This window comes from Pseudomonas sp. GW822-FHT02D10 (assembly GCF_058802345.1).
In genome coordinates this window covers 75,504-88,730 of sequence record NZ_JBXAOB010000014.1, presented here as the reverse complement: position 1 = coordinate 88,730, position 13,227 = coordinate 75,504, and the positions used below count along the sequence as shown (strand labels likewise).

Annotated in this window: 12 protein-coding genes; 6 read left to right on the top strand and 6 right to left on the bottom strand. The window is 59.8% G+C overall.

Going from position 1 to position 13,227, the window contains the following annotated elements; all coding sequences use genetic code 11:
• Window positions 1–121 precede the first annotated feature (121 nt).
• Entirely contained in the window at window positions 122–394 is a 273-nt protein-coding gene (locus AC1RPZ_RS20880) for a hypothetical protein (protein WP_493139013.1), read from the bottom strand.
• Window positions 395–930: 536 nt separating this feature from the next.
• Between AC1RPZ_RS20880 and kdpF the strand changes: the two genes are divergently transcribed.
• From kdpF to kdpE, 6 genes are read left to right on the top strand one after another with little or no spacing between them, the layout of a single operon-like run.
• On the top strand, window positions 931–1,023 hold the full coding sequence (kdpF, locus tag AC1RPZ_RS20875; protein ID WP_019689681.1) for a K(+)-transporting ATPase subunit F: 93 nt from the start codon (window positions 931–933) through the stop codon (window positions 1,021–1,023).
• The gene (kdpA, locus tag AC1RPZ_RS20870) at window positions 1,020–2,792 is read left to right on the top strand and encodes a potassium-transporting ATPase subunit KdpA (protein ID WP_493139011.1); all 1,773 of its coding nucleotides are present in this window, start codon (window positions 1,020–1,022) and stop codon (window positions 2,790–2,792) included. Before kdpF ends, kdpA begins: the two co-directional genes overlap by 4 nt.
• 10 nt (window positions 2,793–2,802) lie before the next feature.
• A complete protein-coding gene (kdpB, locus tag AC1RPZ_RS20865) occupies window positions 2,803–4,881 on the top strand; it encodes a potassium-transporting ATPase subunit KdpB (RefSeq protein WP_493139009.1) in 2,079 nt (692 codons plus the stop codon).
• A 12-nt stretch (window positions 4,882–4,893) separates the two neighbouring features.
• A complete protein-coding gene (kdpC, locus tag AC1RPZ_RS20860) occupies window positions 4,894–5,466 on the top strand; it encodes a potassium-transporting ATPase subunit KdpC (RefSeq protein ID WP_493139008.1) in 573 nt (190 codons plus the stop codon).
• 22 nt (window positions 5,467–5,488) lie between these two features.
• A complete protein-coding gene (gene kdpD / locus AC1RPZ_RS20855) occupies window positions 5,489–8,188 on the top strand; it encodes a two-component system sensor histidine kinase KdpD (protein ID WP_493139006.1) in 2,700 nt (899 codons plus the stop codon).
• Window positions 8,185–8,874, top strand: coding sequence for a two-component system response regulator KdpE (gene kdpE, locus AC1RPZ_RS20850; RefSeq protein WP_493139004.1), 690 nt, complete (start codon window positions 8,185–8,187; stop codon window positions 8,872–8,874). Before kdpD ends, kdpE begins: the two co-directional genes overlap by 4 nt.
• A 40-nt stretch (window positions 8,875–8,914) precedes the next feature.
• On the opposite strand, the gene AC1RPZ_RS20845 is transcribed toward kdpE, so the two are convergent.
• The 5 genes from AC1RPZ_RS20845 to AC1RPZ_RS20825 form a co-directional block, all read right to left on the bottom strand.
• Entirely contained in the window at window positions 8,915–9,790 is an 876-nt protein-coding gene (locus tag AC1RPZ_RS20845) for a DNA/RNA non-specific endonuclease (protein ID WP_493139002.1), read from the bottom strand.
• A gap of 126 nt (window positions 9,791–9,916) precedes the next feature.
• Complete coding sequence (locus AC1RPZ_RS20840) at window positions 9,917–10,246, bottom strand: hypothetical protein (RefSeq protein ID WP_493139000.1); 330 nt, start codon at window positions 10,244–10,246, stop codon at window positions 9,917–9,919.
• Between the two features lie 162 nt (window positions 10,247–10,408).
• Window positions 10,409–11,497: a sugar phosphate isomerase/epimerase family protein gene (locus AC1RPZ_RS20835; RefSeq protein WP_493138998.1), complete on the bottom strand. Its 1,089-nt coding sequence runs from the start codon at window positions 11,495–11,497 to the stop codon at window positions 10,409–10,411.
• Entirely contained in the window at window positions 11,488–12,195 is a 708-nt protein-coding gene (locus tag AC1RPZ_RS20830; RefSeq protein ID WP_493138996.1) for an HAD family hydrolase, read from the bottom strand. Before AC1RPZ_RS20830 ends, AC1RPZ_RS20835 begins: the two co-directional genes overlap by 10 nt.
• On the bottom strand, window positions 12,192–13,220 hold the full coding sequence (locus tag AC1RPZ_RS20825; protein ID WP_493138994.1) for an ABC transporter ATP-binding protein: 1,029 nt from the start codon (window positions 13,218–13,220) through the stop codon (window positions 12,192–12,194). Before AC1RPZ_RS20825 ends, AC1RPZ_RS20830 begins: the two co-directional genes overlap by 4 nt.
• Window positions 13,221–13,227: the final 7 nt, after the last annotated feature.

Genomic DNA, 13,227 nt, shown 5'->3' with positions numbered 1-13,227 from the left:
CTGCGGCAGCTCCTACGCCGGGCAGTCGAGTCCCTACGTAAATCCGTAGAAACTGCCGCAGGCTGCGATCTTTCAAACACTTAACGGGCCAGCATTACACCTTCAGAGCGCCCATTTTCATTCACTTCGCCGCCTGTTCCCGCAAGCGTCTACCGATCACATCCATCAAATCACACCCATCGCGCAACGGAATGGCCAGCAGTTTGGCGAAGTCGGCCAGCACCACTGTGTCGCTCTCGATGTCGGCACGAAAGGCGATATTTTCCAGCACCTGAGTGACGGTGCGGATGCGGTAGTCGGCGGTGGCTTGCAGTACGTCGAGTGGGGCTTGGGTGTCGATGAGCAAGGAGGCCGGGATCAGGTCGATTCCGGTGAGCGGCATGTATCGATTCATTTTGAAGATCTCTGTTTGATTGGCTCGAGGCCGTCACACAGTCGTCGCCAAACGATGGGTGGCAGCTGTGCGCAGGTTGGCGAACCGGCAACAGAGAAACCGGCAGACCCGAAGGTCTCCCGCGCACAGCCGCCATGGAAAGCGGCTTTGCGGGTGCGTTGGCCCCTGCAATAAAGCGGATAGCCCTCGCATTCTCTGTGATCAGGTCGCCAAACCTGAATCGCCATGTGGGCGACGAAGCGGACTATAAGCGTCATCCAATCAAGGGGCAAGGTGACGGATTCTTGGGTTTATGTAAGACCTGTATTGATGGGGTCCTGAACCTTTAAACAGCCTGTTGTACCTCAGCAGCATCCTTATCAAATCTTTATTTCCCCGCCCCTAATCCTGTCAACAACTTACCAAGCGTCCATTTAGGCTTTCCTCATTACCGGAGGAAACGCCATGGACTTCATCTTTTTGCTACTCAGTGCGCTGTTTTTCATCAGTCTGGTCGGCCTTGCACTCGGTTGTGCAGCGCTCAACAGGAGACGGTCATGACGGGCTTCTATCTGTTCGGCGGACTGATCGCCGCCGGCTTGCTGGTTTACCTGGTCGCCGCGCTGTTGTTTCCGGAGGACTTCCTGTGACTATTCAAGCCTGGGTTCTACTCGGAGCCTTTCTCCTGGCGCTGGGCATTCTGGCCTGGCCCCTTGGGCGCTGGCTGACCACCGTGATGGAGGGCCGGTTTGCCTTCGGTTCGCGCATCGAGTCGCCGCTGTATCGCCTGGCCGGCGTCAAGCCTGATGTGCAGATGAGCTGGCTTCAGTACGCCCTCGCGCTGATCCTGTTTAACGCGCTTGGGTTGTTGGCGGTGTACGCCTTGCAGCGCTTGCAAGGTGTCCTGCCGTTCAACCCGCAAGGGTTTGCTGCCGTCACGCCCGACTCGTCGTTCAATACCGCCACCAGTTTCGTCACCAATACCGACTGGCAAGGCTACGGCGGCGAATCAACGATGAGTTACCTGACCCAGATGCTCGCGCTGACGGTGCAGAACTTCCTGTCCGCCGCCACCGGCATTGTGGTGGCGATTGCGCTGATCCGCGGGTTCGCACGCCATAGCGCAGACAGCATCGGCAATGCCTGGACCGACCTCACCCGCATCACGTTGTGGGTGTTGTTGCCGCTGTCGCTGATATTGGCGCTGTTCTTCGTCAGCCAGGGCGCGATCCAGAATCTTGCCCCCTATAAGGACGTCACGACGCTGGAGGTCATGCAGTACCAGGCGCCGGTGCTGAATGCCGCCGGCCTCCCAACCCTCGATGCCCAGGGCAATCCGCTGACCAAGGCCGCCAGCACCGACAAGCAGACGATTGCCATGGGGCCGGTGGCCTCGCAAGAAGCGATCAAGATGCTCGGCACCAATGGGGGCGGCTTCTTCAACGCCAACTCGGCACACCCCTACGAGAACCCGACCGCCATCACCAATTTTTTCCAGTTGCTCGCGATCTTCCTGATTCCGACCGCGCTGTGTTTTGTCTTCGGTCACGTTGTGGGTGACATACGCCAAGGCTGGGCGCTGCTGGCGACGATGACGATCATCTTCGTGATCGCAGTAGTTGCCGTCACCCATTACGAACAACTTGGCAATCCACAGTTTTCCGCGCTGGGTATCGATACGGCGGCGGGCAATATGGAAGGCAAGGAGTTGCGCTTTGGTATCAGCGCCTCCAGCCTGTTCGCGGCCGTGACCACGGCGGCTTCATGTGGTGCGGTTAACGCGATGCACGACTCGTTCACCCCACTGGGCGGCGCGGTGCCGCTGGTGCTGATGCAACTCGGTGAGGTGGTGTTCGGCGGCACCGGTTCCGGCCTGTACGGCATGCTGGTGTTCGCCATCCTCGCGGTGTTTATCGCCGGCCTGATGATCGGCCGCACCCCCGAATACCTGGGCAAGAAGATCGAAGCCTTCGAGATGAAGATGGTCGCCATTGCGATTCTGGTGACGCCATTGCTGGTGCTGTTCGGCACCGCCATCGCGGTGATGGCCGAGGCCGGTAGGTTGGGGATCGCCAACCCCGGTGCCCATGGCTTCTCCGAGATCCTCTACGCCTTCACCTCGGCGGCTAACAACAACGGCAGTGCCTTCGCCGGCCTGTCGGCCAACACGCCGTTCTACAACACGATACTGGCCATCGCCAGCTGGTTTGGACGGTTCGGCGTGATCGTACCGGTGCTCGCCGTCGCCGGCAGCCTCGCCGCGAAGAAACGCCTGGCGGTCACCGGCGGCACGATGCCGACCCATGGAATGCTGTTCGTGGTGCTGCTGATCGGCACGGTGTTGCTGGTCGGTTTGCTGAACTATGTGCCGGCGCTCGCGCTGGGCCCCGTCGTCGAACACCTCATCATGATTAAGTGAGACCACGACCATGACACGCAAAGCGTTCTCCTTGTTCGACCCAAAACTGATAACTCCGGCCATGCTCGAGTCGGTGCGCAAACTCAGCCCGAGGATCCAGTGGCGCAATCCGGTGATGTTCGTCGTCTACATCGGCGCGATCATCACCACCGGCCTGTGGGTCCAGGCCCTCAGCGGCAAAGGTGAGGCCAGCACCGGGTTCATCCTCGCGATTGCCTTATGGCTGTGGTTTACCCTGCTGTTCGCCAACTTTGCCGAAGCGCTCGCTGAAGGCCGCAGCAAGGCCCAGGCAGCCTCCCTGCGCGACCTGAAAAAGCAGACCTGGGCCAAGAAACTGCGCGAGCCGCACTACGGCGCCGAGTGGCAGTTGGCTCAGTCGAGCGACTTGTGCAAAGGCGATGTGGTGGTGGTTGAAGCGGGCGATCTAGCGGACTCGGTGATCCCCGCCGACGGCGAAGTGATCGAAGGCGCGGCCTCGGTGGATGAGTCGGCCATTACCGGCGAATCGGCCCCGGTGATCCGCGAATGTGGCGGCGACTTCTCTGCCGTGACCGGTGGCACGCGGGTGCTGTCGGACTGGATCGTCGTCCGCGTAACCACCAACCCTGGCGAAACCTTCGTCGACCGCATGATTGCGATGGTCGAGAACGCCAAACGGCAAAAGACCCCGAATGAAATCGCCTTGTCGATCCTGCTGGTCGCACTGACGATTGTGTTCCTCGGCGTGACGGTGACGCTCCTGCCCTACTCCCTGTTCGGGGTCGCGGCGGCCAAGTCCGGAGCGCCGGTCTCGATCACCGTGCTCATCTCACTGCTGGTCTGCCTGATTCCCACCACCATCGCCGGGCTGCTGTCGGCGGTCGGTGTGGCGGGCATGAGCCGCATGATGGAAGCCAACGTGATCGCCACCTCCGGCCGCGCCGTCGAGGCCGCCGGTGACGTGGACGTGTTGCTGCTCGACAAGACCGGGACCATCACCCTGGGCAACCGTCACGCCTCGGCGTTTTTACCGGCGCCGGGTATCAAGGAGGCGGAACTGGCGGATGTGGCGCAGCTTGCATCACTGGCTGACGAAACCCCTGAAGGGCGCAGCATCGTGGTCCTGGCCAAGCAACGGTTCAACCTGCGCGAACGCGACATCGCGGCGCTGCAGGCGCACTTCGTGCACTTTTCGGCGCAGACCCGCATGAGCGGCGTCGACATGGGCACGCGGCAAGTGCGCAAGGGTGCCGGTGAAGCGATTGTGCGGCATGTCCAGAGTCTGGGCGGGCATTTCCCCGAAGCGGTGCAAACCGTCGTCGAAGAAGTGGCGCGCCGGGGCAGTACGCCGCTGGTGGTCGCCGACGGGGCCAAGGTGCTGGGCGTCATCGAACTCAAGGACATCGTCAAAGGCGGGATCAAGGAGCGCTTCGTCGAATTGCGCCGCATGGGGATCAAGACCGTCATGGTAACGGGCGACAACCGGGTGACCGCCGCCGCCATTGCCGCCGAGGCCGGTGTCGACGATTTTCTGGCCGAAGCGACACCCGAACAAAAGTTGCAGCTGATCCGCAGTTACCAGGCCGAAGGCCGACTGGTGGCCATGACCGGCGACGGCACCAACGACGCGCCGGCACTGGCTCAGGCGGATGTCGCGGTGGCGATGAACTCCGGGACTCAGGCCGCCAAGGAAGCCGGCAATATGGTGGACCTGGACAGCAACCCGACGAAATTGATCGAGGTGGTGGAAACCGGCAAACAGATGCTGATGACCCGTGGCTCGCTGACCACCTTCTCGATTGCCAACGACATCGCCAAGTATTTCGCGATCGTGCCAGCGGCGTTCGTCTCCACCTACCCACCGCTCGCGGCACTCAACATCATGGGCTTGACGAGCCCGAACTCAGCGGTGCTGTCGGCGGTGATTTTCAACGCGCTGATTATCATTTTCCTGATTCCCCTGGCGCTCAAGGGCGTGAAGTACCGCCCGGTCGGTGCCGCCCTGCTGCTGCGTCGCAATCTGTTGATCTACGGGCTGGGTGGGGTGATCGTTCCATTCATTGGCATCAAAGTGATCGACATGGCGCTGGCCGCTGTCGGTCTGGTTTGAGGGAGCACTGTCATGGTATCTCTGCTGCGTCCGGCGTTGACCCTGTTGATTGCACTGTCACTGATCACCGGTCTGGCCTATCCACTGCTGACCACCGGGATCGCCCGGCTGGTCTTTCCCCATCAGGCGGCGGGCAGCCTGATCGAAAGAGACGGCAAAACCGTGGGGTCCTTGCTGATCGGTCAGGGCTTCAGTGATCCGAAGTATTTCTGGAGCCGCCCTTCCGCCACCAGCCCCATGGCCTACAACCCTCTGGCCTCGGGCGGCTCGAACCTGGGCCCGCTGAACCCGGCGCTGGCGGACGCGCTCAAGGGCCGCATCGACGCGTTGCATGCTGCTGACCCTGGCAACACCGCCACGGTGCCCGCCGACCTGGTCTACAGTTCCGCCAGTGGTCTTGATCCGCATATCAGTATTGCCGCAGCGTTGTATCAGGCGGGCCGGGTTTCGCGGGTGCGCAACCTGCCGATCGAGAAGGTTCGAGATCTGATCAACGAACACTCTGATGGCATGCTGCTCGGGTTCCTCGGCGAGCCTCGGGTCAACGTCCTGGCACTGAACCTGGCACTCGACGCCGCACATTAAGCGCTAACACACGGTGAGTTTGATGGCCGAACAACGTCCTGACCCGGACCAGCTACTGGCACAGATTCGCGAAGAAGAAGCGCAAGCCAAACGCGGTCGGCTGAAGATTTTTTTCGGTGCCAGCGCCGGTGTCGGCAAAACCTACGCGATGCTGGCCGCTGCCCAGACGGCGAAACTGCAGAACATCGATGTGCTGACCGGCGTGATCGAGACCCACGGTCGCGCCGAAACCCTGGCCCTGACCGAGGGGCTTGAACACCTGCCGCTCAGGCAGGTCGTCGACAAGAGCCGCACACTGACCGAGTTCGATCTGGACGCCGCTCTTGCGCGCAAACCGGGCTTGATCCTGATCGACGAACTGGCCCATTCCAATGTCGTCGGCTCCCGGCATCCAAAGCGCTGGCAAGATGTGGAGGAGCTGCTCAGTGCCGGGATCGACGTCTGGTCGACGATGAACGTTCAGCACCTCGAAAGCCTGAATGACATTGTCGGCGGCATCACCGGCATTCGCGTCTGGGAGACCGTGCCTGACCATGTTTTCGACACCGCCGACGAAGTGGTCATCGTCGACCTGCCACCCGACGACCTGTTGCAGCGCTTGAAGGAAGGCAAGGTTTACCTGGCGCAACAGGCCGAGCGTGCGGTGCAGAACTTCTTCCGCAAAGGCAACCTGATCGCCCTGCGTGAACTGGCGCTGCGCCGCACCGCCGACCGTGTCGACAGCGACATGTTGCAGTACCGCCAAAGCAGTGCGGTCAAACCGGTCTGGGGAACTCGCGATTCCCTGCTCGCCTGTATCGGCCCCGATGAACAGGCCGAAAAAACCGTACGCTCGACGGCACGCCTGGCCGCTCAGCTCAACGTGCCGTGGCACGCCGTGTATGTCGAAACCCCGGCCTTGCAGCGATTGCCCGAGGCCAAGCGCCGTCGCGTGCTGGCGACCTTGAAACTGGCCCAGGACATGGGCGCGCAGATTTCGACCCTGGCCGGCCAGGACATTGCCGAGACGCTGGTCAAGTACGCACGGCAGCACAATCTTTCAAAAGTCGTGCTGGGCCGTGACGAACGTCCGCGGCGCCGACTCTGGCGGCAGGTGCTTGCGGATCGGATTGCTATGCTGGGCGCCGATCTCGACGTGATTCAAGTCTCGCTGCCGGACAGTCGTCGCCCGCAAACCGAAAGCACCTCCACTGCCGGCAAAAGCCCGTTCATCTGGCGACCTTATATCTGGAGCGCGGTGCTCTGCGCGGTGACGACCCTGCTTGCCCTGCCTCTGGCCGGGCTACTGGAGCAGGCGAACATCGTCATGCTGTTCCTGCTGGCCGTCGTTGCCGTCGCGGTTCGCTTTGGTCGTGGCCCGGCCATCATGGCGGCCTTTGTTTCAGTCGGCGCCTTCGACTTTTTCTTTGTGGAACCGCGTTTTTCATTCGCCATCGCCGATATCCAGTATCTGGTGACCTTTAGCGTCATGCTCGTGGTCGCCCTGGTGATCGGGCAAATGACCGCCAGCCTGACCTATCAGGCACGGGTGGCGCAACGGCGCGAAGACCGCATGCGCGGGTTGTACGACATGTCGCGCCTATTGTCCGCCGCACTGCTGACCGAACAAGTCGCGGAAATCGGCGCGCAGTTCCTGGCGGCCGAATTTGGCGCCCGGTCGGCACTGCTGGTCGCTGACGACAACAATAAACTGCTGGCGCCCATGGTCACGGGGGACGCACCGCACGTCGACGTTGCGATTGCCCAGTGGTCGTTCGACAAAACCGAGCCGGCCGGCTACGGCACCGACACCCTGCCCTCAAGCTCCACGCTCTACCTGCCCTTGTCGGCGCCCATGCGGGTGCGCGGGGTCCTGGCCGTGCAACCGCGAGACACGACCCGGCTGGTGGTGCCAGAACAACGACGCCTGCTCGACACCTGTGCGTCGTTGCTGGCCATCTCGCTCGAACGGATTCACTACATCCATGTGGCTCAGGACACGACGGTTCAGATGGAATCCGAGCGGTTGCGCAACTCGCTGCTTTCGGCCATTTCCCACGACCTGCGGACGCCTCTTTCGGTCATGGTCGGGCTCGCCGAAGCGCTCAAGCTGACCAAGCCGCCCTTGACAGGCGAAGCCGCCGAGATCGCCACGGCGGTGGGGGAATCCGCGCTGCGCATGAATACGCTGGTCAATAACCTGCTGGACATGGCTCGTCTTGAATCCGGCAAAGTGGTGTTGAATCGTCAGTGGCAACCCATCGAAGACGTGGTCGGCAGCGCCCTGAGAGCGATCCATCCAATTCTGGGAGAGCGTTCGGTGCAGGTTGACTTGGAAGATGACTTGCCACCGGTGCGCATCGACGCCGTACTGATCGAGCGCATCCTCATCAACCTGCTCGAAAACGCCGTCAAGTACACCCCGCCCGACACCGCCATCAGCCTAGGCGCCAGCGCCACGCCGGAGAGCATCGAGTTATGGGTCGCCGATGAAGGGCCAGGATTGCCCCACGGTCACGAAGAGGCGATCTTCAACAAGTTCATGCGTGGAAAAAAGGAAAGCTCGATTCCCGGCGTCGGTCTGGGCCTGGCCATCTGCCGAGCCATTGCCCAGGCGCATGGAGGAACGATGCTGGGTATCACCCGCCCGGAAGGCGGTGCGCGCTTCACGTTACGTCTGCCCCGTGAAGAGCCACCGATCATCGAACCGTTTGCGCAGCAGACTGACGAGGACCCACCATGAGCGAACCCGTGCTGCGTGTCCTGCTGATTGAAGACGAGAAGGAAATCCGCCGTTTTGTACGGATGGCCCTGCAAGCCGATGGCCTGGAAGTGCACGAAGCCGAGACCTTTCAGCGCGGCCTGATCGACGCGGGGACGCGTCGGCCAGACTTGATTGTGCTCGACCTCGGACTTCCCGATGGTGATGGCGTTGACCTGATCCGCGACGTACGGAGTTGGTCAGAGGTACCGATCATTGTCTTGTCTGCCCGTGGCGCGGAGTCCGACAAAATTCTGGCCCTGGACACCGGAGCCGACGACTATCTGGTGAAACCCTTCGGCACCGGAGAACTGCTCGCCCGCGTTCGCGCCCTGTTACGCAGGCGCGTGAAAGATGCCGAGAATCGCGCGGTGCTGAGTTTCTCCGACATTCAAATTGATCTGGATCGACGCGTCGTGGAGCGTGCCGGCGCCCCTTTGCACCTCACACCGCTGGAGTACCGTTTGCTGGTTCATCTGTGCTCGCATCCGGACCGAGTGCTGACACACCTGCAACTCCTCAAAGCGGTATGGGGTCCTTCGCACACCGCCGATACCCCGTACCTTCGGGTTTTCATGGGAGGCCTGCGCAAAAAAATCGAAGCCGACCCGTCCCAGCCTCGGCACCTGGTGACCGAAACCGGTATTGGTTACCGATTTATTCCTTGAGCAGACGACCGAGAGGCCAAGGGAAGTGGACGCTCGAAAATCAAGAGCGACCCACCGAACCCGAGACCGGTAGATTTCCCAGCAGTTTGAGTCCCGTGGTCTTCACGAAAGTCTCATAGTCCAGCGGCTTCTCAACGCGGGTTTCCGCATTGGGTAGCACATAGGCCCAGGCGCGCTTGGACGAAGCGTCGTAGACCAGCTTGAACAGGCGGTCAGGTACCCAGACCTTATTGTCGCCAATGGTGGCATGACCCGCGTCAAAGAGCGGGCCGGTAAAGACAAAGACATTGCCATCGGCTCGCATCGCGAACTTTCTGACATCAGACTCGACCTTGCTCCAGATCTTCCGGTTATTGGTCGGGTCTTGCGGCACCATGTTCGACAGCGCAAAGGACTGGGCCATTGCGTGCGGATTCGGTGCATCGGCTGCCGGGGACTGATGGCCACGATCCACCGCCGGATGTTGGCCATGGTAGTCGCTCAACTCTGCCCGCCCGCTCTTGGGAATGCGTGGGTCCGGATAGAACTGATTGGTTCGCTCCTCACCCTTGGCATCCTGTAGCTGGGCTGAATTCAGACGCTCCACCACAACCAGTGGAGTCTTGCTGGTTTGCGAGTACAGCACCGCAAAGTTGTCGGAACACAGGGCCAAGGGCTTCATGGTTGCAGGCACACTGGCCATGTTGATCGGCGTGGCTGCCGGGAACAGGTCTGCGCACCCATCAAACGATGCCTGTTGCTGTTTGCTTGAATAAAGGTCAATCGCCGCGCTCTGGCTGATCGAGCCTGCGCGATGCCCTTGCTCTTCATGCTGGCTGGGCGGTTTGAGGAAGTCCAGCAGGTTGCGAGCTTCTGCCGCACCGGTCGAGAACAAAACAAGGGCCGACAGCCCCACTGCCATTTTGCGTAGGTTCATGCTTAAAATCTTTGAGTTGGATTGAGGGGAGATACGTGCGGCGATGCTCACCGACCTGTAGCGGGTCGTTGATAACCATCGCTCCGTGGGTCATTCAGCCCACGCCAATGCATCCATGTCACATCGTCATTTACGCGCCAACTTATACCTGACGCACTCTTCGTAGAAGCTCTCCCGAACGGCAGCGGGTTTGAACCGCGATTGACTGTCGTAGGTTTGCTCGGTAATGCCCAAAGCCATCATTCGCATCCAGCCCTTGCTGAACTTGTAAGCCTGTATCTTCTGGCGAGCGGCATACAGTGAGACACCCGACAGCTTGAGTTCCTGGGCTTTTGCGGCGGTACCCGCCCCCCAACTGCACATAAACCGATCATTCGGGATCAGCTCCTTGGCCTGGACACAGACTGCAACGCTCGCCAGGGCAAACGAGATCATCGTGACAAATACAGTGCGCAATTGTATTTCACCTAACCATCTGAAAATAAAATGATTTTGGCGATGTTTTTCAGACTTCGGGGCCAGCAAAGTGCCTTATCAGCTCGAAAAGGCATTACGCCTAAGGCCTGTCGCCTTTATGACGAACAAGGCCTGTGCCTGGAAGTGCAACCCCACGGCGGCTCATGGCAAATCCTGGCAGGACGACGCTGACTCCCCCTCCCGCTGAAGCGCAAGTTCTGCCAGCAATCTGAACTCTTGCAGCAGACCGCGGACATAAACGATCTGGTTGATTGCCCAACGCTCCTCCTCGGCCATCATCTGCTCCAGCGTAAAACCTTCGGGCAGTGAGGTTTGACTCATCTCTCGGTAAGGAATAATCGGGTCTTCGTCCTCGTCCACTTGACGGAATGCGGGGGCGATATAGTGGTTTTCCTGCTCCAGGATAAAGGCGATGACCTGGGGGCCACTCTCTCCGAGCATCAACAGCTCGAACAACATACGGGCATTGGGCAGGTCATCCTCGGCACTGCCCTGTAGCACGCCATAGTGACCGACTCCATTTTCCTCGGGAATGACACGCACACCTTTCATGTGCACTTGCCGAATATGCGCAGCCAAGGTTTTCAGAGCCGTTAACGGCTGTTCGGCGGCATTGATCATGTTGCCGAAATCGAACAACGCGTGCAGCCGTGGATGATTGATGCGCTCGAGCAGCGTGACAATTTCGCGACTTTTCAGCTCTTCATGCTGTTCAAAGTCAATGTAGAGGTCATACCGTTCGGCTTGTTTGGCGAGGTAGTGCAAGTCCGATTCGATGGTGTCTAAAACGTCGGAAAGCCGTCCTCCATAGCGCGAGTAGACGCGGATGTTTTGCACCCCCATAACATGCGCCACCTCAACCACCCGATCCACGTCCGCCTTTTGGGTACTACTGATTTCCAGGTGGATGTCCAACCCCAGCGCCTCGGCCCTCTGGCTGACAATGCGTAGCTGATCGTCGCTCATCTGCTGAAGACTACGCTCTTCGCCATCCAGTAGATGAATGCTGATGCCGTCGAGTGCATGACGATAGGCGAAATCCAGCAGGTCAATCGGTCGGTATGTACCATAGGTCAGCTTCATCAGCTGGGGGTAAGCATGGGCGAACAAGCGCATGCTATCGAGTCGTTCAAGCAGCTTGATCGCCAGCGCCGGGGTTAGCTGAGGTACCGGCAGGCCCGCTGCCTTGTGGCGCAATAATGCATCGAAACGCGACTGGATTAACGACATTCCGCCCCCTGGGCCTGCCCCGTAACGCTGCGCTCAGGTTGCGCCAACTGCCAGTCATACTGTCGCCATTGATGCTGGTCGCAGACCTGTTTTAGCGCCGGTGCGGGGTTGACGACACACGCATGCTGGACCGCGTGCAATAGCGGCAAATCATTCACCGAGTCACTGTAGCCATAGCTGCCTTGCAAGCTGTTGCCATGGATCTGCAGCCACGCCTGCAAGCGCTTTACCTTGCCTTCCCGAAAACTGAGGACCCCTTTAGTCGCGCCGGTAAAGCTGCCTGCTACCTGTTCAAGCTCGATGGCGATCACCTCGTCCACGCCCAGCAGGGTGGCGATACGGCGGACGATAAAGTCAGCCGTAGCCGAGATGATTAATAGCGTGTTTCCCTGTTGGCGATGCCACTCAATTTGCCGACGCGCAGCTGGAAAGATGCGCGTGGAAATCATGCTGGCAACAAAGTCATCAGCCCATCGTTCCACTTCGCTGACGGCCACTCCAGACAACGGCTGGAGCGTAAAGTCCATGTACTGCGCCATGGATAGTTCGCCCAGATGATAGGCTTGCATCATTGCCTGTTCGGTGACCAACATGTCGGCTGCTGCCACACCGCGCTGCACCAGATAGCGCAGCCAAAGACTGGAGCTATCGCAATCGATAATGGTGTCGTCCATGTCAAAAATAGCCAAAATCGTCATGCGACCTCCTGCAGTTCTTCACGATTGAACAGCAGGTCAAGCCGCGCGCCTGCCGGCAGCAAGGATCCTGAACTGCGATTGAGCATATCGACCATCAACGAGCAGCCTTGCGCATCGACGTGGTAACGAATGACGTTGCCGAGCAGTTGATGGTGACGTACGGTGGCGCTGCATGGCGCACCCAGATGTGGGCCATAGCTGCGGCCGGCTTGCGCCACATGGATCGCTTCCGGCCGGATTGCCAGTTGGCCTTGTATGTGCAGGCCAAGCAGTTGTTCTGCCTGGCTGGCATCCAGCAGGTTGTAGCTGCCCATGAAGCGCGCTACAAAACCATTGGCTGGACGTGTGTAGATTGTCTCAGCGCTCCCTTCCTGCACGATGCGACCGCCATCCATCACGATGATGCGGTCGGACAGCATCAGCGCTTCTTCCTGATCGTGGGTCACAAAAATGGTCGTCAGTTTCAACTGCGACTGGATCCGTCTGATCTCTTCCTGCAGGTTCTTGCGGATCCGCGCATCCAGTGCCGACAGCGGTTCATCCAGCAGCAAGATGCGTGGCCGCACCACCAATGCCCGCGCCAGGGCGACGCGCTGACGCTGGCCGCCGGAGAGATGACTCACGAATTTGTTCTCGTGCCCCTGCAATTCAACCAGGCGAACCGCGTCGGTCACCCGTTGGAAGGTTTCATCAACAGAGACGCCCTGCATTTTCAGGCCGAAAGCAATATTGCCCATCACCGTCAGATTCGGAAACAACGCGTAACTCTGGAATACCATGCCGATGCCACGTTTTTGCGGAGCAAAACGGGTAATGTTATTTCCTGCCACATGGATCTGGCCGCTATCAACTTCAGTTAAACCGGCGATGCAGCGCAACAAGGTCGACTTGCCGCAACCACTGGGACCGAGCAGGGTCACCAGTTCGCCTTCCTTGATATTGAAATTGATATCGTCAAACACGCGGGTCTTACCCGAGCCTTTGCCGAAGTATTTCGACACGTTGGATACTTCAAGATAATTCATCGCACAG